Below are 23,800 nucleotides of genomic sequence, written 5' to 3'. Positions count from 1 at the left end.
AGTTACACAGTTTTCGGCCGCGGCCCGAAATATTGGTAGTAGTAGGACAACAACCCGCCGTTGTACAGTTTGCGATTGCGGTTCGCCTTGCCCACGTTTTTCTCAAGCGCTTCATGGGCGCTGATGACATACATGGAATAGGTGGGCACGGAACGGTACAAAGCCTTCAAAGCTTTTTCAAGCTCCGCCACTTCCTCACCGCCGATACGCATCCCGTAAGGCGGATTGGTGATAATGACTCCGTAATTGTCCGGCAAGTCCAACTCCCGCACATCTTTCACAAAGAAGCGAATATCGTCCTCCAGCCCTAACATCTCCGTGTTCATCTTCGCAATATCGATGGCCTTGCGTGCGATGTCCGAACCGATCAGATCAAGCTTCGTGTCATAGTCGATGTGGGCATAGGCTCGTGCCCGCTCCTCTTTTAAATGGCTTGCATCCATAAACTTAAAATGTTCAAAGTCAAAGTGCCGCGTCAGCCCCGGTGCAATGTTTTTGCCCATCATCGCCGCTTCAATGAGAATGGTCCCTGAGCCGCAGAAGGGATCGACCAGGGGACGATCCGGATTCCAATACGAAAGCTCAATCATTGCCGCCGCCAATGTTTCGGAAATCGGTGCTTTAAACGATGCCGCCCGATAGCCTCGCTTGTGCAGGCCGTCGCCTGAGGTGTCGAGGCTCACCACCACCCGGTCGTTGCGAATGGCCACTTCAATGCGGTGGCGGTTGCCTGTTTTTTCGTAGAAGCTGCGCTTGTACGTGAGTTTCAGCTTCTCAACAATGGCCTTCTCGGAGATTCGTTGAATATCCGCAAGGGAATAGAGTCGGGACTTGTAGCTTTTTGCGTCCACGCTGAAATTGGCGTCTTCAAAGAGGAGATCTGCCCAAGGAAGCGCTTTGACCTCTTCAAAAAGTTGATCAAAGCTCAGCGCCTTAAATGCCCCCACTTCCATGAGCACCCGCTCCGCACACCGTAAATTTAAATTGAGAATGGCAATGTCCCGCGCCTCGCCCGTCAACGTGATGCGACCGTCGCTTACACTCAATTCGTCATATCCCAAGTTTTTAAGTTCCCGTTTCACACTGGCTTCCAAACCGAAGTTTGCCGTTACAATTATCTGTGTCATTATTCATACCTCAATGCATCAATAGGATTAAGTTTCGCCGCTTTGTTGGCCGGATAGTATCCGAAAAAGATCCCAATACTCATTGAGAAACCCACGGCCAGAACTATAGAGAAGAGATCCGGCAAGGTGCCCTTGCCCATCAGATTCGATGCGAAATAACCTAATGCACCTCCCAGTAGTACTCCTATAATACCACCTATAATGCAGATGATGATACTCTCTGTGATAAATTGTCCCCGAATATCTCGAGCCGTAGCACCCAAGGCTTTACGTACCCCGATTTCTCGAGTCCGCTCCGTCACGGAAACCAAAAGAATATTCATGACCCCGATGCCTCCGACGAGCAGAGAAATGGCGGCAATCCCGCCAATGGCGAGCTGCACGTTATTCATGACGTCATTGATTTGCTGCAGCTGTGAATCTAAGGTTTCAGCTGATACGGTGGTGATCTCGTTATCGGCGTATTTGCCTTCATTGAAGTATTTTTCAATGTTCGTCGCCGTAGTGCCCACTTGCTCATTGTTTCGGGTCACGACGACAAAACTCGTAAAGGTTTCGTTGCCGCCGCCATGGTCTCGCGCGCCCACATTGTAAGGAATATACAGTGTAGTCACGTCATCCTGACCGCCGAAAGCTCCAAAGGAGATCGGTTCGTTTTTATAGACGCCCACACAGCGATAGACATAAATCCCGTTGCCGGTGGTCACTTCCACATCTTGTCCCAGAGCCTCGGCGTAGCCGCCAAAAACCTTTTGAGCTACAGTGTCACTGATGACACAGACATCTCTGTAGGCTTCCACATCTTCTTGCGTGTAGAAACGGCCGGTGAGCATCGTTAAATTGTTTATCTTTTCCGCACCGTTACTCATGCTGTTCACGTTGACCTGAAGCTCCGATCCGCTCTCCGGTTTTATGCGTCCCGACAGACTGACCGTTTGGATCACGGCACTCTCGATGGAACTTTGCATCACCCGTTTGACATTTTCTACATCTTGAGTCGTAAAGAAATCCCGCTGGGAAATATCCACCCAGTCGTAACCGTCTTTCGGATATAACATTACATCCACCAAGTTTTTGCTGAAGCTGTCAAACCCCTCGGAGACGGTTCGTGTCATGGCCTGACCGATGGTCAAAATAGCAATGACCGAGGCGATGCCGATGATGATACCGAGCATGGTGAGAAAGGAACGCATCTTATTGAGTTTTAAGCCTTCCAAGGCCATTTTTATATTGTCGAAAATACTCATTCTTCAATCCTTCCATCCACCATGGTCAAGATTCTCCCTGTTTCAGCAGCCAGCTCAGGATTGTGGGTGATGAGAATAATGGTCATCTTCTGTTCTCTGTTCAGACGATGAAAGAGATCCATAACACTTCGGCCCGTCTTGCTGTCCAACGCTCCGGTCGGCTCATCGGCCAGGAGGATGGACGGTCTGTTGGCCATGGCTCTTGCGATAGCAACCCGCTGCTTCTGCCCTCCGGAGAGCTCGTTGGGATTGTGCCGTGCCCGGTCACTCATCTCCACCAACTCTAACAGTTCTTTGGCCCGCTTATCTTTATCAACGTCTTTGTCCCTCGCATACACCATAGGCAGCTCCACATTTTTCTGAGCCGAGAGCCGAGGAATCAAATTGAAATTTTGAAAGACAAAACCGATTTTTCTATTCCGAATGCCTGAGAGTTCCGAGTCCTTAGCTGCGCTCATATCCAGACCGTCCAGATGATACGTCCCCTCCGTCTGGCGATCCAACAGGCCGATGATATTCATCAGCGTACTCTTGCCGGAACCTGATGCGCCGACAATCGCGACAAACTCCCCGTCGTAGACCTTTAGATTGATGCCGTGGAGAATCTCAAGCTCGTTGGGTTCGCCAATGTAGTAGCGTTTGACGATACCCTCCATAGTAATGAGCTCTCTCATGGCGTCGCCACCGTGTCAACCAGTTGAACTTCCGTCCCTGACGGATATTGATCCGGCATATTCAACACGCGAACCTTGCCTTTGAAATGGTCCGATTCCACCACCGATTCCACATCGTTACCGGTAATAATCCGTACATTCACTTCACGAATGGTAGCGGTGTCACTGTCGTCAACGAGAAGGACAAAATCCTTATCATTTTTCTTATAGATGGCGGTAGCCGGAATGACGATGACATCATCCTTGGCTTCCAAAACGTACCTGATCCGCACGGTCATGCCCGGTTGAAGCTTATTGTCAGGATCTTCAAAGGTGATTTTCGTCCCGTAGGACACTTCCTGCTTTTGAGCCGACGGATCCGCCGCCTTAGGCACAGGATCGATGGACGCTACTTTCCCCTTAAAGACGGTATCACGGCCCAATGCATCCGAGGTGATTTCCACCTCCATACCCACGTGAACTTTCGGGAAGTCGAACTCTTTAATTTGAGATTCCACCACAGTCCGTTTTACCGTTTGGATGTGTGCCACGGCTTGCGTCGGCACTTGACCTTTGACCATATCCACTTGGGTGATTGTGCCTGAAATCGGCGCCTTAATGGTCGTCTCTTCCAACTCTTCATAGAGGTTTTTCAAATCCACCGAGTTCACGCTGTTGTCTCCGCCTGCCTGAGCCTGTTCGACACCGGACTGAAGGGCTCGAATTTCCGAGTCCTGTTGAGCCAGGGCCACGGTGACATTCTCCTTTGCCCGTTCATAGGCGTTTCGTGCATCGGCGGCGTTCTTTTGGTAGGTGCGCAACGTATCTTCACGAGACTGTTTGGCCAACTGATCCTGTTTTGCTTGAGCGGCCATGGTTTTTTGGGCATTTTCCACACCCAGAGCCTGTTGTTCAATCTCCTTTTCCAACGCAAGGCGTGTGTCATGATTCGTATCGAGAAGCGCTTTAAACTTACTCTTTTCCGCTTCCGCTTCAGCGATGTCTGTTTTGAGCTCGGCAGAACGCATGGTCAGTTCATTCAGTTCCCGCTTACGATTTTCAATGTCGGCACGAATGGCGTCCATGTCTACTTCATCAGCACGGAGGGATGCGTCGGCCGCCATGGCGTTTGCCCCGTTGACATCAGATGCCGCGTCGTTTACGGCGGTGTTATCAGTCGTCACATTCCCCGTCACATTACTCGTCATAGCGCCGCCCACGCCGCTTCGCATTTGCAACTGCGCCGAGAGATTTTCAATTTCAAGGGTGAGATCATTCATTCGCCGCGTCACGGCATTGTCTTCCGACTTCAGGGCTTCGACCTGAGCGCTTGCCGCTTGGTAGCTGTACTCGGCATTTCGTGTCTGGATCTCAAGTTCAGCAAGCTTTTCCCTAGACTGCTCATACGCCAGACTCTGAGTATTTAAACTGTTTTGAAGATTGGTATCGGCACTGATCTGTGCGGCGACGGCGTCGTTATAACCCATGTCTAAGCTGCGCAGATAGTCGTCATAAGTCTTCTCCGCCAGCTGCCACTGGTCGTAGGCCTGAAGGACCCCGGCGTTGGCACTGACCACCTGGGCATTAGTGCCTTCCGCTTTACCTTTGACCGCCTCGTTCAACTTGTCCTGAGCGCCTTTGACCTGAACGCCGGCAGCTCGATTGGTTGAGCCGATGAGCGCTTCCTTTGCGGCGATCTGTTGGCGGATGGACGAATCGTCAAGTTTGGCAATGATTTGACCCTGAACTACCGTATCGCCGACTTCCACCTCAATGCTGGACACCGGCAAACTTTTCTGTGCAAACACATCCGAGGAATCCTCACTGATCACCGTGCCGCTCTCTGTGACGGTATTGGCAAAGTTTTTACGCGCCACCAACGTCGTATCCGCTTTTTGAAGTTCTGCAAGGTTCCCTCCGCCGCCGCCTAAAAAGGAAAATCCGGCGAGACCTACCGCAAGTACACCGACAGGAATAAGAATCTTTTTATGTGAGCTGAAAAATTGCTTTATATTGTCTACGTTCATTCATATACCTCCATGCTTTATTATATCTTGAAACCTTAAAGATAATCTAAATAGATTCTAAAGAAATAATTAAATTTCAGTCATACTATCGCTGTGTCAGCTGCCCAATAAAAAATCTCCCATGTTACAGAGAGATTCTCAAACCTTACTGTGGGTCTTGGATATAGAACGCCGTACCGTCGTCAACCTGCTGCGGATTTTTAAAAATATCGGCGCCTTTAAGGGTCATATCTGCGCTGAACACTCGGTGATCATCGTAAGGCAACGTCTTGACCGGGTGCATCACAGCCTTCTGCGTCTTGCCGTCCTCACCGGACTCACACAGAAGCACATAGTCTTTCAGTTTGCCGCTGGTGCCGATGGCAGACTTTGGAATAAGCACCCCTTGCACCACCCCTCGGGTGATCTTTAATGTGACGTCGCCCTCAATTGGCGTATCCGTGCTGAGATAGAGCTCCTCGGAATTGTCACTCCCTCCTACAGCCTCCACCTTACCGCTGACGGTATCGTTAAGGGTGACGATATCGCCAACCTCCACCTTACCATTGAACACTTCCGTCTCATGAATGACGGTGTGTCCCTTAGTGATCAGTGTGAGCACCCGGCCTTTTACCACGTCTCCGACGCCGGCACGCAGGTCACTCACCCGACCGTCCACAGGGCTTTTCACCACCGTCGTCTCAAGAGAGCGATAGAGCTCGGCGAGTCGTTCTACTGCGGCTTCGTCGGCCTCTTTTTGTGCCTGCTGTGTCCGGGCTTTTAACTTCAGATAATGCGTCTGTGCTTCCGCCACGGCGTCGCGATAAGAGTCCAGCGCCGACGTGTCCGTTGCCTCGCCACTTTCTAAACGCTCGGCCAACCGGTCCACTTCCTTAGCATCGGTCTCCTGTTCTTCGGCGAGACGCTTCAAGGTCTCCTCGAGTTCAATTTTGCGGCGAGCGAGCACTTCGTTTTGGTGTTCATAGCCTGCCAGCTGATTTTCCAAGGTGCGAATATGCCGTTCTTCATCGGTATACTCCAAGGACGAGGTATCTTGTGTGCCGTTGTCGTCCTCCGATGCGTCCTGCTGTTTCACATTTAAATTCGTTTGGTTTTTCTTCAGCGCTGTTTTAGTCCCTTCAATGTTCGCCGCCAGTGCCTTGACTTCCTCCTCAAGAGCTTGCTTCTCGGCCTCGAGGTTCGGAATCTCCACGTCCTTAGCCGCAATCTGCGCCGTCAGTTGATCCACGTCCTTCTGCATGGCTTGTCGCTCTTCAGAAGAGAGCAGGTTTTTATTCTTTTTCTTTGCTTTGGCGAGCTCCGTCTCGTAGGTCTCCCGAGCGCTCTTCCACGCATCGTAGGCATTAAATACAGGCGTGCTGTCCACCGTACCTGCTCGGTTCACCCTTTCAATCTCCTGACGAATCCCGCTGTCATCCAGCACAAAGAGCACCTGACCTCGCCGCACCGTCTCGCCTTCTGTCACGGCGAAGGATTGAATAGGAAGGGGTGAGGCCGTGACCTCGACCTTGCCTACAGATTCTGCCACGCCCTTACCTTCAGTGACTTGACTTTTTACGGCACTTTGAAGCGTGATCACATCAGCGGCACTCACAGGAATCGGACGATGTAAGCGTGATATAACGATGAAAGCTGTCGCCATCAAAAGAATGACGGCGCCGATAATATATATGTTGGACTGTCGTTTTTTCATGGCGATCTCCTCATCTATATTATAGCATCTACGTTGACACTCATTTTAAGAAAGAGCTCTGACTTATATTAAATTCGTGTTACAAAACTCCGCAAAAAAACACCGGATACATCCGGCGTTTTTAATATCGCATTCCGATTAGCGTTCCAAAATAATGAGACCTTCATCTTCAATGGCCTTCAAGATGCGATCGATGTGATCCTGATCTGTCGTTTCCACTTCAAATTTGACAATCTTGGAGTTGATTTCCATGCTTGGACGGCTGTCATTGTGCTCAATACGCAGAATGTTGCCGCCGAGCTTGCCTATAATATCAGCAACCAAACCAATTTGTCCCGGTTTGTCGGTGAGTTTTACTTTAAACCGTGCGTGACGTCCTTTGACGACAAGACCCCGTGTGATAACCCGATCCAAAATATTGAGGTCAATGTTGCCTCCGGAGAGCACCAAAGCCACTTTCTTGCCTTCTATTGCCACTTTGCCGCTCTTAATTGCCGCATAGGAAACAGCGCCGGAGCCTTCGGTGACCAGCTTATGCTTTTCGATGAGTTCCAAAAGTGCCACGGCAATTTCGTCATCGGACACTTCGACCATCTCGTCCACATATTCCTCAGCGTATTTGTAGGTCAGTTCGCCCGGTTGCTTCACAGCAATACCGTCTGCAAAGGTGGAGACATGATCCACGCAGGAAAGCTTGCCATTGACAATGGAACACTGCATAGATGCCGCTGTTTCAGCTTCGACCCCGATGATTTTACATTCAGGGCGCAGCTGTTTGATGACATAGGCTACACCCGAAATAAGTCCGCCGCCGCCAACAGGAACAACCACGACATCCACATCGCTTAAGTCTTCATAAATTTCAAGTCCGACAGTTCCTTGTCCGCACATTAAGGTTTCATCATTAAATGGATGGATAAAGGTTGCGCCTTGTTTTTCATTAAATTCCATGGCCGCATTGTAAGCATCGTCGTACACTTCACCGACGAGTTTCACTTCAGCGCCGTAGGATTTAGTGGCCTCGACTTTAGAGATCGGTGCGGATTCCGGCATAAAAATGGTCGCTTGAATGCCCAATTTTTGGCATGCCAGAGCCACCCCTTGAGCGTGATTGCCGGCAGAGCAAGCCACAACCCCTTTAGCCCGTTCTTCTTCAGTCAGCTTAGAAATTTTATAGTAAGCACCCCGGAGCTTAAACGAACCGGTCTTTTGCAGATTTTCAGTTTTCAGGTAAACATTTTCGTAGACATTGGACTGCACGAGATTGGTGCGGCGTGCCACGCCTGTAAGCATTTCTTTTGCTTCATAAACTTTGTCCATTGATAAGGTCATAAATTTCTCCTTCTATGTAATCGATTTACTACTTCTTCATATTGATTGTACCATAGCTCCGAACCTTTGTGATATCTGCGGTGAGATTTTACGGGAATTTCACAAATTCTTTCATTGCACAAAAAAACTACTCTGCTAAAGAGTAGTTTATCCTTTACCACAGACCCATCATATGCTGCATAATCAAACTGACGCCGGTGATGCCAATCCAGCAGATCAGTCCGAGGAGAAGCGCCTTGCCTCCAGTGCGAATGAGATGGATGGGATTGGTTTTCAGTCCGATCGCCGCCATGGCCATAATAATGAAGAATTTGGAGAGGTCTTTTAGCGGTGCAAAGATTCCCGCGTCGCCGCCCATGGCCACAACGACTGTGGTGAGCACCGAGGCCAGGACGAAATAGATGATAAAGCTCGGCACCATGGATCGAAAGTTCGGCTTGTCGTCGCCATGGCGACCTTGCCGTGCACCATGAATGGAAAGGGCCAAAGTAATAGGAATGATGGCCAGGGTTCGGGTGAGTTTCACAGTGACGGCTTTATCCAACGTCCCTGTCCCCAAACCGAATAAGCTGTCCCAAGTGGATGCCGCAGCCGTGACCGATGACGTGTCGTTGACCGCCGTGCCGGCAAAGATTCCGAATGCAGTGGGATCCGTGGTGCTGAATCCGATAACTTGTCCCAATATGGGAAAGATCACTGCAGCGATGACATTGTAGAGAAAGATGACGGAAATGGCCTGTGCCACTTCTTTTTCTTCAGCGTCAATCACAGGCGCTGTAGCTGCAATGGCAGAGCCGCCGCAGATGGAGGAACCCACGCCGACAAGAATGCCGATCTTTGAGGGAATGCGCAACACTTTGGACACTATGTAGGCGAGAATCAACGAGGTGGAAATGGTTGCAAGAATGATGGGCAGAGATTCTTTTCCCGTTTCCAACACCACTTTGAGATTGAGCCCGAAGCCAAGGAGAATAACTGCATATTGAAGCATCTTCTTGGAGGTAAAACCGATGCCGGCATCCAGATTGTGCTTGTCAGCAACCAGCCCGGAGAGTGCCATGCCGATGACAATGGCAAAGACAGGACCGCCGACCACAGGAACCAGTTTTCCAAGAAAATATGCAGGTATGGCAATGGCAAGAGCTAAGAGTAAACCCGGAAGCTTTTGTTTCATGTTATACCTCTTTTCTATAATAACTTCGTTAGTAACGCATTTATTATAGGTAATATCACCTCTTATCTCAAGGCTATTTTAGAGTAAGTCACACAAAAAAACACCGAGTCGCCTCGGTGTGTGTGGTGCCTATCTAACTTCTTCAGTGCTTTCCCAAAGACCGTGAATGTTGCAGTAGCTAAGAGCATAAACGGTACCTTTTTTAGCCGTTTTAACGGTTGCAAATACTTCCGGTTTGGAGAACACTTCGTCTTCGCCGTGTGCTGAGAAGGTGTAGCTGCCGACTTCGATAGGGAACTTGCTTTCTTCTGGTTGGAAGAACACTTTGATCCATGCAATGTGGTGTTCTAAAGTATTAGGGTGCTCAATTTCTTCCCCAACAAGAGCGTGAATTCTCAGACCGTCTTCACTGACTTCAGTGTGAATAACAGGTACGTGCTTTTCATTTTTCCAGTCGCCGGTTTGTACTGTTTCTGTTAATTTCATTGTCAATTCCTCCTATGTGTTAAAACTAAGTTACCTTATGTCTATACCCGTTCTTTGACAATCTTACCATCCCAAAAGAAATCTTCGCACAATCCATTCTCCGCCTAACGTGTACGCTAAAATGGACCACGGTTTCAAGAGGAGAATACACATGGTGAACCACGACAACCGCATTCGTAACAGTCCCGCGAACAAACACAGAATATCATCAGGCGATATGGGCACCACCATGGCCACAGCAAAAGCTTTGTCAAAGTGAACTTCCTTTTTCACCCATTTCTCGTAGCGATTGAGTTTTTTTATGCCGATGAGTTTGCCGACAAAAGCCCGCCCGTAATGGCGGGCCAAAAAGTAATTGATGAAACTGCCGATACCACATCCGATAATATTATATATCGTGCCTTTGACAGCTCCGAAGATCACCACGCCGGCAATGGACGTGACACCGCCGGGAATGATGGGCACGACCACCTGAATAATCTGCACGCCGACAAAAAACAGGGGGCCCCAGAGGCCTAAAGTTTGAATAAACACATCCAACTTCTGCTGCGACGTAAATATCCCAAGTTTATAACCCTTATACGTGGCATAGATAAAAAATCCCATGGTCACTACTGTGAGGACGTGATAGACCATATTGAGATTGAACCCGGACGCCTGCACGGCTTCGTCGGTGATATCGCCGCTTAAATCCGGCAAGGGATCTACATCGTGAGTCGGCTTAAGAGGTTGTTGATCGTGTCGCTGCTTTTCAGTACTCATGGTTTTATTATACCTAAAACACCGCCATAAAAAGTTACATTATGATAAAGATTCCCCTACAAAGTTCTAAATTAATTGCCTGTAATTTCCAATACGTGATAGTAGGCCCAGTTGGCAGCGTCGACATCGCTGAACGGATTCTTGCTGTACTTGTCCATAAAGCTTTGATTCGGTACACGTCCTAAAATCGTATTTAACACTTTGGCACACTCGGCCCGAGTGATAGGATAGGACTCGGCAAAGACAGTGTCCGATCGCCCGGTCATATACCCTTCACCTGCGACAAAATCGATGGCGTCCTTCGCCCAGTGGCTCTCTTTGACATCGTCATAATGGGTGCTCATGTGCCCATAAGGCTCCCCATAAAACTTGTAGAGCACGGCGGCAAATTCCGCCCGCGTGATCGCGGCATCGGGTTTAAACGTCCCGTCGTAATAGCCGCCCATAAACCCTTTCTCTTCCATAAAACCTACCGCATCGGCATACCAATCCGTTTGCTTCACATCTTTAAACGTCGAATAGTGACCGGACGGCGCCTTCTTTAAGTAGATGGTAGAGAGGACTTGGGCGACTTCCCCGCGAGTCATAGGCGACTCCGGCTTAAAAGTCTTGTCCCAATAGCCTTGCATATACGGCACTCGCAGATATCCGGCAGCGTCTTTGATCTTCTCCAACGCATCTTGAATATCTTTATTGGTACGATCGGACTGCACCAACACAAAACGCCCCAAGGACGTTGCAGCATTCATTCGAGCCAAATCTTCACGGCTGGCATTTTTAATCTTCATCCCTTCGCCCCACAAGGTGTAATCTTCCAAGACCCCAATGTCGATAGGCCGATCCGCCGCTTCGCCTTCGCCGTCTTGGACCACGACGGTTTTCGTGTCAACTTTTTTCTTCCCGGACTCCACATATGTAGATGTGACTGTAAGCTTCGTCCCAAGCGGCTGCTTTACAAGAGGAATTTCAAAGACGCCGTTCTCATACGAGCGCTGACTGCCAAGAAGATTGTCCCCAAGATACACGGCCACTTCCGCATTCGCCACAGTCGTTCCCGTGAGAAGCTCATCTTCGGTTTGAATCGGATTGACGGTGATCTCCTGCTTTGTCTCCGTCACTGACGCACTGGTGGTTAAATTCTTTTGCGACGAGTTTTCCGTCCCATCCAGTTTTTGAGACGTGAGCACCACAGAGTTGTTAAAGCGACCGTCTTCAGACGCCTGCGCCGCCTTGACTGTCAGTGCCACTGAAAAAGACGAGACCCCGTTAAGCGCCATAATATCATTCACAGACAACGACACAATATTTTGATTGTTCACTTTGGAATTCTTTAAAATAATTCCTTCCCCCGCCTGAACACCAACCAGCTCGGAGCTGTCCAGACTCAGCTTTTCATCCAAAAGCAACGTCACGGCAAAGGAGTGATACTCATCTTGGGGCACGGTAATGACCAGATTATATGTCAACGTATCCCCTACCACAGCTTCACTGACAGCCGGTTGCTCCAACACCGCCCCGATATCTGCTGCAAAAATCGGCTTTCCCATACATGATGCGACAAGACACGCTGCTAATGATGCAATTATCAGTTTCTTTTTCATAGTACACCTCAAATTTAAATTACCTCTATTATATCGCACTCTGTAAGAATTGTAACTATTGTCATACTTTTATATGCTTCTCTTGCGACTTTTTTGTCCTGTCTCAAGAGACAAATCTCCGAACACAAAAAAACGAGACCTCGAAAGGTCCCGTTAATATCGAATCAGCCAATTCCGCCCAGAATGGCGCCGGCAATCAACGCTATCAGCGCCATAGCACAGTAGAGATACTTGCCCAGCGGATAGAACCAGTCGCCGATAGTAGTCTTGGCACCCATGTTTACCGCACTGAGAGCTTCTTCTTTCGGCAGCACATGGAAGAACATCACGCCGGCAAGGAGTGCACCGAGAGGGCACATATAGATGGAAATGAAATCCATCCAGTCGCTGACGATAGCTTGAATCATAATGGCGACGATACATCCGATCACATGGATGACGCCCGTTGCCATCACACGATTCAATTTAAATTTCTCCTGCATAAAGGCTACCGGTGTTTCATAGAGATTGACAATGGAGCTGATCCCTGCGAAGAGCACACAGACGTAGAAAATGATGCCGACAATGTGTCCGCCGGTCATGCCGTTAATGACGTTGACCAAATAGATAAACATCAGACCGGGACCCCCTTCAGAGAGTTCCGCTCCGCCCACTGCCATGGCCGGAATGATAACAAAGGCGGCGAGAAGTGCTGCCATGGTATCAAAGAAAGCCACGTTTTTCGCAGAAGCAGGGATATCTTCATTCTTCGGCAGATACGAGCCGTAAATAACCGAACCCGACCCTGCTACAGAAAGGGAGAAGAAAGCTTGTCCGAAAGCAAAGATCCACAGTTTCGGATCGGCAAGTCCTTCAGGGTTCACAGTAAAGATATACTTGTAACCGCCTGCAGAACCCGGCTGCATTGCAATGTAGATCCCAAGGCCTAAAAATAGAACGAAGAGCACCGGCATCATAAACTTGTTTGCTTTTTCAATGCCGCCGGCGATGCCCATACACATAATCCCGAAGCTGATCAGCATGGTGAGAATGATCCAGAAGTTGGCACCGAAGGCGCTCGCCGTGCTTTCGAACGTGCCCCCGATGACGCCCATATCCTGTCCCATGGCGTAAAGTGAGCCATCAAGACTCATCCATGTGTATTTGACAATCCAACCCATGACGCAGGTATATCCAATAGCAAGCAGGAGAGATCCCAGAATCGGAATCAATCCCAAGACCGCTCCGGTAGAGGCTTTACCTCGTCGTCCCGTCGCCATGGCAAAAGCACCCATCGGACCTGCTGCAGCCATACGCCCCAGTGCAAATTCTTCAATCACACCAGTACTTCCAATTAAAATAACAAAAATGAAGTATGGGATTAAAAAGGTCATGCCGCCCCACGCGGAAACCAAGACCGGAAACCTCCAAATATTTCCCATCCCAACAGCTGAGCCGATACACGCCAGGATAAATCCCCATTTACCGGTAAAACTATCCCGATTTAAATTGTCACTCATAGGTGCCTCCTTTTACGTTTATTTGTTTTCGTAAGGTTCTAGGAAGGCGTGGAAGTGTCGCATTGGCAAATTATGACCCATGGTGATGCGCATATTTGGAATGGATTCTCTGTCTTCATAGAGCGCTTTGACAGCAGCGATAACATAGTCCATGTGTGCTTTTGAGTACATGGAGCGGTTGACGGCGAACCGTACGACATTCACTACTTCTTTTTGTTGTTCCGGTGTCTTCAGGTCGTATTCCATAGAATAGTCGCCCAGCTCGGCTACCCGGATGCCGTAGCGGCGGATGAGTTCCAAACTGAAGCCTTCTCCGGCAAAGCTTTCATGAGAGCGCTTGTGGTCAAAGAATTCATCCATATTGATATAGACCCCGTGGCCGCCTGCAGGTAGGACAACCCCTTTGATACCTGCGTCGTAGAAGCCTTTGGCAAGGTAGTTACATTGATCGACACGTTCTTTCAGATAATCCACGTTACAGCACTCATAAAGACCTTGGGTCAGAGCCATAATGTCGTGACCGGACATGGAGCCGTACGAGTCGTTGCCGTAGGAGGAAATCTGTTTCACTTTAAGCAAAATGCCGACATCGGTTTTAACGGTGCCGTCCTCGTTGAAGTCGGAGAACTTCTTCCAAAAGTAACCCTTGTCGCGGAAAGCCAAGATGCCGCCCATGTTGGCGTGGCCGTCTTTTTTCAGCGATGCTGTGAAACCGTCGCAATAGCTGAACATTTCCTTGGCAATTTCAGGAATGGACTTATCTGCATAGCCTTCTTCATTCATCTTGATGAAGTAGCAGTTTTCCGCCCAGCGTGCCGCATCCAGCATAAATGGAATCTCATATTTATGCGCGATTTCAGCCGTTTCACGAATGCTCTTCATGGATACCGCTTGACCGCAGACGGTGTTGTTGGTGACGGTGGTGTAGATCATTGGAATGTTTTCAATGCCCAGTTTGTCGATGAGCTCTTGAAGCTTGGCAATGTCCATGTCCCCTTTGAACGGATTCTTCTCATACTCGCCGCCTTCAGGAACTTCCAACAGGAGCTCCTTGTTGTAAAGGTTGCGAGGGATAGAACCCATTTGTTTGATGTTGCCTTCCGTGGTATCAAAGTGGCCGTTGGACGGGATGGTAAAGGTCTTGCCCGGTTCTCTGTCGTTTAAAATCTTTCGTACGATTTCAAAGAGGATGGATTCCGCGGCACGGCCTTGTGGCATTAAAAAGGCATTCGGACGTTCCAGCTGTGCGGCACCGCCGTTAAATAATCCGCCTTCTTCTTCCACAAGATAGAGTTCATCCAGAAGCTTTTCCACATCCTGCTCACCGTTTCTGATCAGGTTGAGGCTCTTCTTCGGATGGTCCCCTCGTTCAAAACAGTCTCTCATTGCATCCAACAATACATAATAACCTTTGTTTCTACCGTAAGATTCGTCTCCAAGAAACATTGCTGACCATTGCATATCGGTCATGGCTGTAGTGCCGGAGTCAGAGAGCATATCGACGATGAGAAGTCCTGCAGGAAATGCAAATTCGTTGTAGTGGGTGGCCTGAAGGGCACGTTCCCTCTGTTCAACGGTAGTCTTAGTGATGTTTTTGGTCACATAAGTAAATGAGTTCGGTACTTCTACGTTCAGTGGATATTCTTTCATAACTGACCTCCTAAAAATTTTGATTTTCTTGGATTACCCCGGTCGTCGAAAATCGCCTAGCGGACAGTAATACTGAAATAGACGGCACGTGAAAACGTTGCCTATTTCGAGTCTACCAAAGCGACTCCGAGAAGTAAATAGCTTCATCACGCTATAGAAAAAATTTTTAGCGTTTGATCCAATACAGCGTGCCCCTATCCCCACTTTGCCCCGGTGCCCTTTAAGGGTATAATAGGGACAACACTGACAAACATCATACTTTGAGTATGCATACATTTTATTTGAGGAGGTTGTATGTACAAACTGATTGACACGAAGCAACTGGATGAAGTGGCTTCACAAGTCTCCTATTTTATACACGACAAGACCGGCGCCGAAGTGCTGGTTTTGAAAAATGACGACGACAACAAAGCGTTCGGTATCGGCTTTAAAACCGTGCCGACGGATTCCACCGGCGTGGCTCACATCGTGGAGCACTGTGTTCTCTCAGGATCCCGAAAATATCGCACCAAAGAACCTTTTATGGATCTTATCAAGTCATCTCAGCAAACTTTTTTAAACGCCATGACCTTCCCGGACAAAACCATCTATCCGGTGAGCTCCAGAAACCTGAAAGACTTTTATAATCTTATGGATGTCTACCTGGATGCAGTCTTTTACCCTCGCATCTATGACGAGCCGTCCATTTTCAAACAAGAAGGCTGGCACTACGAGTACACCGACGGTCTTACCATCAACGGCGTGGTCTACAATGAGATGAAAGGCGTCTACTCCGATCCCCAGTCCCTCATCGCCGATGCTCTGACCTTCAGTCTGCATCCGAACTCGTCCTACGGCATCGACTCCGGCGGCGATCCGAAGGTGATTGCCGATTTGAGCTATGAGGCCTTTTTGGACTTTCACCGTCGCCATTACCATCCGTCCAACGCCATGATCTATCTCTACGGCGACTTGGATGTGGATGCGGCAATGACATTTATTGAAGAGAATTATCTGAACCATTTTGACACCTCTGCCGATCCCGTCGAAATTCTCCAAAACGAAGCCCTGAAAGCGACCGCCACAATGGACGGCGTCTATCCCGCCACCGACGAGGAGGCCCTACAGCACAATGATCTGATGGGCATGGGTTTTTGTGTGGGCAAAAGCTTAAGTGCCAAGGATCTCTTCATGCGCAACTTCCTTGCGGAACTGCTTATCAATGCCGATGCCGCACCGATAAAGACGGCCATTTTAGAACAAGGCTTCGCCGAAGACGTGTGGGCGGAGACGTCCTCCTCCCTGCCGTTGGATTTGTCCATCGTAGTGAAAAACACAAAAGGCAAAACGAAAGATGACCTGGAAGCTTTTGTCACCGCTGAGCTCAAGAAACTGGTCACAGATGGTATCGACAGAGATTTGCTCCACGCCACCTTCAACAAGTTTGAGTTTGCCTACCGGGAAGGCGGCGGTCCGCAAAAAGCTATTATCTATTATATCCGTGCTTTAAACACCTGGAACTACGGCGAGAGTCCTCTGGAAGGTCTCCAGACCTTCGCCGTCATCGACGAACTCCGAGACCGGATGGACAAGGGCTACTTTGAAACCTATATCAACGACAAGCTGTTGAACAATCCTTACCGCGCTCTGGTCCATCTGACAGCCAACGCCGAAGAAGCAGCCCGGCAAAAAGCCGCCTTCCAAGCCAAAATGCGCGCCCTGGAAGATGCCATGTCCCCTGAGGCCATCGCCAAGATAAAAGCCGATCAACAGGCCTTGGAGCACTACCAAACCGAACCGGACAGTCCGGAGGATGTCGCCACGATCCCAACCCTTGAGCTGGAAGATATTCAACAGGAGATTACCTCTATCCCTTATACCGTAACGGATACCGACTATGGAACCTTCCAGTTTACCGAGCAGCCTACCTCAGGCATCACTTACCTCAATCTGTCCTTTGCCGCCAAGCATATCCCCGAAGCATCCATTCAAACCATGAACCTGCTCGGATATCTTTTGGGCAAAGTCTCCACCACAGCCACCAACTACCTGGCCTTGGATTCTAAAATCTACAAATCCATGGGCGGCTTCGGCGCCGGCATCGCCACTTACTACGATTATGCCCGAAAGGACGGCACCTTTGATCGCCGCTTTGAAGTCTCGTTAAAAGCACTGTCCCATCAGGTGCCGGAAGCTCTGGAAACCACCTTTGAAGTGATCAACGACACCATCTTCTCCGAAAAGACGAAGATTAAAGAGCTGCTCATCTTACAAAAGTCATACTTTGAAGACTCGCTTCTCGGAAGCGGTCATCAGATCGCAGCAAGTCTGGTTAAAAGCTACTACTCTCCGATGAACGCCTACACCCAAGCCGCCGGCGGTCTGGGATACTACGACTATATCGTCAATCTCTTAGACGACTTTGAAAGCAAGTTCACCGCCTTGCAAGCTGGCCTTGAGCATCTGAAAACCGTCCTCTTCAGAGGCGTGGACGTCCATGTCAGCTACACCGCCGACACGCCAAAGGACGCATCCACCATCGCCTCCTATCTGAACGCTCTGGCACAGGATCACTACGAAATCGCACCGATCGACTTCACCCCTGAGGCAAAAAATATCGCCATTGCCGTACCGGCAGAAGTCAACTATGTCTCCAAAGGCTATACCCTGGATGACCTGCAAGGTTACACCGGCTCTATGTCCGTGCTCAGTAACCTCCTTTCCAACACCTATCTGCACACCCAAATCCGGGCGAAAGGCGGCGCATACGGTGCCGGAGTAAATTTCTCAATGCAGAACGACGTCCTCACCTACTCCTACCGCGATCCCCATCTGACACAGACTCTGGAGGTCTATGACGGGATGGGTGCCTACGTGGCAGGCTTGAAGCTCGATGACGCCGCACTGAAAAACTTTATCATCGCCTCAGTGAGCGCCTTTGATCCGCTCCTTGATCCGGCAGGCAAAGGCTCCGCCAACAAGACACGCTTTCTCTCTCATTTGACGGAAGAAGCCATCGCCGCGTACAAAACCGAGGCTCTCGCCACCACCTTGGACACCTTGCACCGCATGGCACCTGCCATTGACCATGCCATGGCTCACAACTATATCGCCGCCATCGGCTCCAAGGCGATGTTGGAATCCTCCGGCCTCTTTAACCGCATTGTAGAAATCCGTCGCTAATATTTCACCAAAGGAGTACCATGCAACCATCTGATTCCTTTACCAACAGCGCACTGCTCGCCTTATCCGGCGGTCTCCAAGATGCCTACACCTACAACATTCGAGGCCACGTTTTTGCCAACGCACAAACCGGCAACGTGGTCCTTATGAGTCAAAGTTTAATGACAGGGGATGTGACAACGGCCCTCCACTTTCTCCTCCCCCTCGTGTCCTTCGGACTGGGCATCCTTGTCGCCGAACAAGTTCAAAATACGTTTCAAACCCACAGAGGGATCCACTGGCGACAGCGGATTCTGGTTTTGGAAATCCTCATCCTCGCCTCGGTAGCCTTTATGCCGTCGAGCTACGATGTCGTGGCCAATGCACTGGTCTCGTTCAGCTGTGCCCTTCAAGTCCAAAGCTTTAGAAAAGTTCACGGCTACGGTTATGCCAGCACCATGTGCATCGGCAACCTCCGAAGCGGCACCGAAGCGTTGTCCATGTATCTGCGAACCAAAGACACGGAAGCCTTAACCCGAACCTTCCACTACTACGGCATTATCGCCATCTTTGCCCTCGGCGCAGGACTCGGCGGTGTGCTGTCTGCGATCTTTGCCGAAAAAACCATTTTACTCTCGCCGATGATCTTATTGATTTCATTTTTCCTGATGCACAATTTCAAACGCTGATCGTCGGCGTATCACTAAAAAGGCTGTGAGCTCATTCACAGCCTTTTTTATATGCAAGCTCCTCCCCCATTAAACCCTCCATCACTCATCGTCTCGCGCCATCACACGCAACCGCCCCCTCGACCTCGATCGAAAACCAAAGCGAGCTTGACTTCTCGGTGAGTCTCTCAAGTCTACTGATGCTATGATACTGTGAGAACGTGTTGACAGCATTTCCCGCCCAGTATACAATGAAACAAAATATACAGACTGTATATTTTGCCATAGCATCGTCGTTCATATCGCCACAAAGACACATAAACCGTTGTTCCTCAGCGTGTTTCAAGCCAGTGACGATATGTCACGGACCATATGACACTTTAAACGCAACTCGATAGTACAACGAAGGCCGGATAAATAGAAAAAAGTGATTTCATGAGAGTACATGGCTCTGTATAGTAAAACTCATGAATCGAACATATAAAACTTTCGTGCAACAACGCTGTGATTTCAACGTGCTCATCTCAACAATGAGCATCCCTAAGAAAAAGAAGGCGCAAAATCATGAAAAAGAATCAATTATTATCAATGCTGGCACTGTTCGGGTTGTTATTGTGCTTCAGCGCTTATCGGGCTTATGCTATAGATATGGCAGACTTTCCGGGCAGCGCCCAAGTATCGGAACAACAGTTGGAGCAAATGAAAAATGTAGGCATTCCGGACGAAGATATTTCATCGTTATACCAACAGATTGAAGTATACCATCTCACACCGCTACAGATAGACAACTACGTGAAAGGTTTAATTGCCAATGCCACGAATCCTACGCCTAAACAGAGATCCAAATCCTATGAACACTTGCCAAATGGCGACACCATCACACCATACGGAATTATTCCTTATCAAGATATCGCTCAAAAGTGGACACACTCTTCCGACTTCTCTTTAAGATCTGTCTCCGGACTGGAAGATCGTGTAAATTCAGCTGATCAATCCGGCGTCTATTATCTTGTAAACAGCACCGCCGGACACAACCAGTTAACATCCTATGTAACCCTGCCAAGTCTCTCCAATGTCAACGACATTGACAGACCGTATCAATTTTTTGGTATAAGTTCCAGCAATGCCGGGCATTCTATGTATGGCGATATCGGATTGGTCTATTTTCCATCCCTGGGTCAATGGAAAGCTTTTTATAACATTGTAGAAGATGGTGATCGAAAACAAGAGTATGAAATTAATTTCACCGGAGGAAACAACGTCTATTTCCATGTGCAGATGTACACTGACAAAGTTGAGTTAATTATCCGAGATAAAGCTTCTTGGGCTGAAGTGGGAAGAGTTGTATATAATTTTAGAACCAACTGTGTGCCATCTAATTTTTCCACGACCAAGTTTTCGAAACAAATTAATCTGGCGCAAACTTTAAATGGTTCACCTCTGAATATTCATACAGGTACGATCATGGTTGCTGCACAATACGACCAAAGTTGGTTGTATACACCTAGTGCCAATTATGCCTTTACCCCTCAATATTGTTCAGAAGCCTATAGACAAGGGCCTACTACGGAAGCTTATACTAAAGTTACAGCTAATTTTTCACCGTGGACTTCCGATACCGTCAACATTTCATTTAATTAAATGGCATGCCTTGAGTCCCCCGAATATAGAAAGGAAGATTTACAATGATAAAAAAATGTATAGCTGTCCTGGTGATGGCCTTGTTGTTCCTGGCGTCGCCTCTCGCCGTGTTTGCCGCAGACGTCAGTGTGAGCGCAACTATCCCCGACTTCCCTGTCAATTTAAACGGCATTGAATTTAAGCCGAATGTACCAACCAACTTTAACGGACTGGAATTTAATCCGGATGAAGATGCGCAATATCCCTTACTAGTCTATAAGGATATCACCTATTTCCCCATGACAACATTTCATTCGACGATTTTAAATGTCAATACTAACTGGACCTCTTCGGACGGACTGGTCATCGACAAGGGTCAGTGGGACGTGCCGAAACAATTTGCCTACGACAAGCCGCGTCCTTCAAAAAATAAAAAGAATCAGCGCGCAAAAATTGTCACCGAAAAAGTCACCGTGAATGGCAAAGTTTTCGACACAGAAAACGAGCCTTACCCGCTGCTCTTTTTCCGAGATATCACCTACTTTCCGCTCACATGGCGTTTTGCCGTCGACGAATTCGGATGGGACTACACCTTTGATGCCAAAAAGGGTTTAAACATTAGAGCGGATAATTATTTTTATACCGCAAAAGGTGATTCCGGCAGAGCGGCAGATGGAGGTTATCTCACCGTGCCGAACGAGACTCACTATATCCACGGCGATTTGGAAATACACCTCGTAAAACAGTTTTCACGCCTTCTCGGGCCGATGTCGAGAAATTTATCCATTGTCAAAGATACTACGGAGATAAAACCTGAAGCTTACTTCGCCTATTACCAAAAAAACGGACCGCTGTTTACCCTGGACGGCAACTTCATCCACACCACCTACTACACGGATCCGGATAAGCGGGATGCGAGACTTTGCAAGGTCAATATCAAGACAGGAGAGATCATTCGTGAGAGTGACGAGATAAGTATGCCGCGCGTATAACGTTGCTATCCTTTCCTGAATTGAGATGGATAGATTCCAAAAATAACCCCTCTATTACTAAAAGGCTGTATCAACCCCTGTGAGTCGATACAGCCTTTTTCTTGGAATTTTATTTTATTGCGACGATACGTACCATCGCCATGTCCTATTCGGTGTGGACAGCCTCGTTACAAGATGTGTCACGCCAAGCCGTTAAGTACTTGGACAGCGTGGCGCCCTTTTCTGTTACAGCGCTTATTTTTTATTTTTCTTGGATTTATAACGGGTTTGTGTATCGAGGATTTGTTTTCGGATTCTAAAGGTGTTCGGTGTCACTTCAATCAGCTCGTCATCTTCAATAAACTCCAACGCCTCTTCCAGCGACATATCCACGATGGGAGAGAGCTTCAGGGCATCGTCGGATCCGGAAGCTCGAATGTTGGTTTGCTTTTTGGTCTTGGTGATGGATACTTCAAGCTCTACGCCCTTCGGTGACGAGCCGACCACCTGACCTTCATACACCGCTTCTCCGGGTTCAATGAACAGGGAGCCTCGGGACTGAGCGTTGTTCAGGCCGTAAGCGGAGGCTGTCCCCGTATCGAAGGACACAATGGATGCGTCGTTGCGGCGAGGGATGTCTCCTTTGTACGGTTCGTAATCCAGGAAGAGGGAGTTCAAGATGCCGTTGCCCTTGGTATCGGACATAAACTCGGAGCGATATCCGATAAGACCCCGCGCCGGCATTTTAAACTCCAGCTTGGCATAGCCGCCGGTTGGCTCCTGCATACTTACAAGTTCCGCCTTCCGTCGCCCTAACTTTTCAATGACACTGCCCACGTGTTCATTGGACACGTCGACAGTGACCTGTTCCATCGGCTCGTAGGTCTTGCCGTCGATCTGTTTAAAGAGTACCACAGGCTTCGACACTTGGAATTCATAGCCTTCACGACGCATAGTTTCAATGAGGACACTTAAGTGGAGCTCCCCGCGTCCGGAGACTTTGAAGGCATCTGTGGACCCGGTGTCTTCTACCCGAAGGCCCACATCCGTTTGGAGTTCGCGCATCAGTCGTCCGCGAATTTGACGCGACGTGACAAACTTGCCGTCTCGCCCTGCAAAGGGTGAATCGTTCACAGAAAAATTCATCGCAAGGGTCGGTTCGGAGATTTTCACAAACTCAAGGGGTGTCGGATCGTCCGTAGAGGTGACGGTATCACCGATATTGATGTCTTCAATGCCGGAGATGGCGACAATTGCCCCTGCCTTAGCTTCCTCGACCGGCACACGGTTGAGTCCTTCAAATTCGTAGATGTTAGTAATCTTGACCGTCTGTTTATAGTCCGGCTTTTGTTTGTTCACAATGATCGCCTGGGAGTTGGCGGCAATCTTCCCACGCTCCACTTTACCGATGCCGATACGTCCTACATACTCATTGTAGTCGATGGTGGAAATTAACACTTGAAACGGTGCGTCCATATCCGCTTGGGGTGCGGGAATATAGTCCAAAATGGTATCAAAGAGCGCCGACATATCCGTGGCCTCATCGTTTAAGTTTAGCTTGGCAATCCCCGCCTTTGCCGAAGTATAGACGTGGGGTGCATCCAGGGCGTCATCACCGGCGCCCAAGTCGATGAACAAATCCAACACCTCGTCCACCACTTCGTCCGGACGGGCACCGGGCCGATCAATCTTGTTAATGTCTACGATCACCGGCAAGTTCAATTCAAAAGCCTTTTTCAACACAAACTTGGTCTGAGGCATCGGACCTTCATAGGCGTCCACCAACAGCACGACGCCGTTGACCATCTTGAGAACCCGTTCCACTTCGCCACCGAAATCTGCGTGCCCCGGTGTGTCGATGATGTTAATCTTCACACCGTTGTGCATGACTGCCGTATTTTTGGATAAAATCGTGATTCCTCGTTCCCGTTCAATGGCGTTGGAATCCATCACACGTTCTTCCACCACTTGGTTGTCCCTAAAGACCCCGGACTGTCTGAGCAGCGCGTCAACCAGCGTCGTCTTGCCGTGGTCGACGTGTGCAATAATTGCAATATTTCTAATATCTTCACGTTGCATCTTTTATCTCACTCCAATCTTACAAATTATATCACAAAGGCTGATGACTACATAGGCGCACATAAAAAAA

17 protein-coding genes are annotated in these 23,800 nt (G+C 48.9%); 4 read left to right on the top strand and 13 right to left on the bottom strand.

The window, feature by feature from the left end:
• Positions 1–2 precede the first annotated feature (2 nt).
• The 12 genes from O6R05_RS01560 to O6R05_RS01505 form a co-directional block, all read right to left on the bottom strand.
• Positions 3–1,127 carry a THUMP domain-containing class I SAM-dependent RNA methyltransferase gene (locus O6R05_RS01560; RefSeq protein WP_271191789.1) on the bottom strand — a complete coding sequence of 375 codons (1,125 nt, stop codon included), beginning with the start codon at positions 1,125–1,127 and terminating at the stop codon, positions 3–5.
• Positions 1,127–2,374 (bottom strand): ABC transporter permease, encoded by a 1,248-nt coding sequence (locus tag O6R05_RS01555; protein WP_271191788.1) that lies wholly within the window; start codon positions 2,372–2,374, stop codon positions 1,127–1,129. The genes O6R05_RS01560 and O6R05_RS01555 overlap by 1 nt, the downstream gene beginning before the upstream one ends.
• Positions 2,371–3,048, bottom strand: a complete 678-nt coding sequence (locus O6R05_RS01550) for an ABC transporter ATP-binding protein (RefSeq protein WP_271191787.1) — start codon at positions 3,046–3,048, stop codon at positions 2,371–2,373. Before O6R05_RS01550 ends, O6R05_RS01555 begins: the two co-directional genes overlap by 4 nt.
• Complete coding sequence (locus O6R05_RS01545) at positions 3,045–5,054, bottom strand: efflux RND transporter periplasmic adaptor subunit (RefSeq protein WP_271191786.1); 2,010 nt, start codon at positions 5,052–5,054, stop codon at positions 3,045–3,047. The genes O6R05_RS01550 and O6R05_RS01545 overlap by 4 nt, the downstream gene beginning before the upstream one ends.
• A gap of 145 nt (positions 5,055–5,199) precedes the next feature.
• Positions 5,200–6,747: an HlyD family secretion protein gene (locus O6R05_RS01540; protein WP_271191785.1), complete on the bottom strand. Its 1,548-nt coding sequence runs from the start codon at positions 6,745–6,747 to the stop codon at positions 5,200–5,202.
• A gap of 138 nt (positions 6,748–6,885) precedes the next feature.
• Entirely contained in the window at positions 6,886–8,079 is a 1,194-nt protein-coding gene (gene ilvA / locus O6R05_RS01535) for a threonine ammonia-lyase (protein ID WP_271191784.1), read from the bottom strand.
• Between the two features lie 154 nt (positions 8,080–8,233).
• Positions 8,234–9,253 (bottom strand): YeiH family protein, encoded by a 1,020-nt coding sequence (locus O6R05_RS01530; protein ID WP_271191783.1) that lies wholly within the window; start codon positions 9,251–9,253, stop codon positions 8,234–8,236.
• A gap of 129 nt (positions 9,254–9,382) precedes the next feature.
• Positions 9,383–9,739, bottom strand: a complete 357-nt coding sequence (locus O6R05_RS01525; protein WP_271191782.1) for a desulfoferrodoxin family protein — start codon at positions 9,737–9,739, stop codon at positions 9,383–9,385.
• Between the two features lie 63 nt (positions 9,740–9,802).
• Positions 9,803–10,501 (bottom strand): TVP38/TMEM64 family protein, encoded by a 699-nt coding sequence (locus O6R05_RS01520; protein ID WP_271191781.1) that lies wholly within the window; start codon positions 10,499–10,501, stop codon positions 9,803–9,805.
• 71 nt (positions 10,502–10,572) lie between these two features.
• The gene (locus tag O6R05_RS01515; protein WP_271191780.1) at positions 10,573–12,102 is read right to left on the bottom strand and encodes an S-layer homology domain-containing protein; all 1,530 of its coding nucleotides are present in this window, start codon (positions 12,100–12,102) and stop codon (positions 10,573–10,575) included.
• 164 nt (positions 12,103–12,266) lie between these two features.
• Positions 12,267–13,601 carry a sodium-dependent transporter gene (locus O6R05_RS01510; protein WP_271191779.1) on the bottom strand — a complete coding sequence of 445 codons (1,335 nt, stop codon included), beginning with the start codon at positions 13,599–13,601 and terminating at the stop codon, positions 12,267–12,269.
• An 18-nt stretch (positions 13,602–13,619) separates the two neighbouring features.
• Complete coding sequence (locus O6R05_RS01505; RefSeq protein WP_271191778.1) at positions 13,620–15,251, bottom strand: tryptophanase; 1,632 nt, start codon at positions 15,249–15,251, stop codon at positions 13,620–13,622.
• 294 nt (positions 15,252–15,545) lie between these two features.
• Here O6R05_RS01505 and O6R05_RS01500 point away from each other — a divergent pair, with 294 nt between their 5' ends.
• The 4 genes from O6R05_RS01500 (at position 15,546) to O6R05_RS01485 (ending at position 21,672) form a co-directional block, all read left to right on the top strand.
• The gene (locus O6R05_RS01500) at positions 15,546–18,413 is read left to right on the top strand and encodes an insulinase family protein (protein WP_271191777.1); all 2,868 of its coding nucleotides are present in this window, start codon (positions 15,546–15,548) and stop codon (positions 18,411–18,413) included.
• Positions 18,414–18,433: 20 nt separating this feature from the next.
• Complete coding sequence (locus O6R05_RS01495) at positions 18,434–19,081, top strand: YoaK family protein (protein ID WP_271191776.1); 648 nt, start codon at positions 18,434–18,436, stop codon at positions 19,079–19,081.
• Positions 19,082–19,624: 543 nt separating this feature from the next.
• Positions 19,625–20,701, top strand: a complete 1,077-nt coding sequence (locus O6R05_RS01490) for a hypothetical protein (RefSeq protein ID WP_271191775.1) — start codon at positions 19,625–19,627, stop codon at positions 20,699–20,701.
• A 44-nt stretch (positions 20,702–20,745) separates the two neighbouring features.
• The gene (locus O6R05_RS01485) at positions 20,746–21,672 is read left to right on the top strand and encodes a hypothetical protein (protein WP_271191774.1); all 927 of its coding nucleotides are present in this window, start codon (positions 20,746–20,748) and stop codon (positions 21,670–21,672) included.
• Between the two features lie 234 nt (positions 21,673–21,906).
• Here O6R05_RS01485 and typA read toward each other — a convergent pair whose 3' ends face one another.
• Positions 21,907–23,730, bottom strand: a complete 1,824-nt coding sequence (gene typA / locus O6R05_RS01480; protein ID WP_271191773.1) for a translational GTPase TypA — start codon at positions 23,728–23,730, stop codon at positions 21,907–21,909.
• Positions 23,731–23,800: the final 70 nt, after the last annotated feature.

It is taken from the genome of Peptoniphilus equinus, assembly GCF_027921445.1.
GTDB classification, from domain to species: domain Bacteria; phylum Bacillota; class Clostridia; order Tissierellales; family Peptoniphilaceae; genus Peptoniphilus; species Peptoniphilus equinus.
The sequence above is the reverse complement of the archived record's forward strand: the minus strand, read 5'-3'. Positions and strand labels throughout refer to the sequence as shown.

Coding starts and splice junctions, on each gene's coding strand:
- ilvA (WP_271191784.1), bottom strand. CDS start 8,079: ATGACCTTATCAATGGACAAAGTTTATGAAGCAAAAGAAATGCTTACA.
- O6R05_RS01490 (WP_271191775.1), top strand. CDS start 19,625: ATGAAAAAGAATCAATTATTATCAATGCTGGCACTGTTCGGGTTGTTA.
- O6R05_RS01560 (WP_271191789.1), bottom strand. CDS start 1,127: ATGACACAGATAATTGTAACGGCAAACTTCGGTTTGGAAGCCAGTGTG.
- O6R05_RS01525 (WP_271191782.1), bottom strand. CDS start 9,739: ATGAAATTAACAGAAACAGTACAAACCGGCGACTGGAAAAATGAAAAG.
- O6R05_RS01530 (WP_271191783.1), bottom strand. CDS start 9,253: ATGAAACAAAAGCTTCCGGGTTTACTCTTAGCTCTTGCCATTGCCATA.
- O6R05_RS01515 (WP_271191780.1), bottom strand. CDS start 12,102: ATGAAAAAGAAACTGATAATTGCATCATTAGCAGCGTGTCTTGTCGCA.
- typA (WP_271191773.1), bottom strand. CDS start 23,730: ATGCAACGTGAAGATATTAGAAATATTGCAATTATTGCACACGTCGAC.
- O6R05_RS01510 (WP_271191779.1), bottom strand. CDS start 13,601: ATGAGTGACAATTTAAATCGGGATAGTTTTACCGGTAAATGGGGATTT.
- O6R05_RS01540 (WP_271191785.1), bottom strand. CDS start 6,747: ATGAAAAAACGACAGTCCAACATATATATTATCGGCGCCGTCATTCTT.
- O6R05_RS01555 (WP_271191788.1), bottom strand. CDS start 2,374: ATGAGTATTTTCGACAATATAAAAATGGCCTTGGAAGGCTTAAAACTC.
- O6R05_RS01545 (WP_271191786.1), bottom strand. CDS start 5,054: ATGAACGTAGACAATATAAAGCAATTTTTCAGCTCACATAAAAAGATT.
- O6R05_RS01485 (WP_271191774.1), top strand. CDS start 20,746: ATGATAAAAAAATGTATAGCTGTCCTGGTGATGGCCTTGTTGTTCCTG.
- O6R05_RS01505 (WP_271191778.1), bottom strand. CDS start 15,251: ATGAAAGAATATCCACTGAACGTAGAAGTACCGAACTCATTTACTTAT.
- O6R05_RS01550 (WP_271191787.1), bottom strand. CDS start 3,048: ATGAGAGAGCTCATTACTATGGAGGGTATCGTCAAACGCTACTACATT.
- O6R05_RS01495 (WP_271191776.1), top strand. CDS start 18,434: ATGCAACCATCTGATTCCTTTACCAACAGCGCACTGCTCGCCTTATCC.
- O6R05_RS01520 (WP_271191781.1), bottom strand. CDS start 10,501: ATGAGTACTGAAAAGCAGCGACACGATCAACAACCTCTTAAGCCGACT.
- O6R05_RS01500 (WP_271191777.1), top strand. CDS start 15,546: ATGTACAAACTGATTGACACGAAGCAACTGGATGAAGTGGCTTCACAA.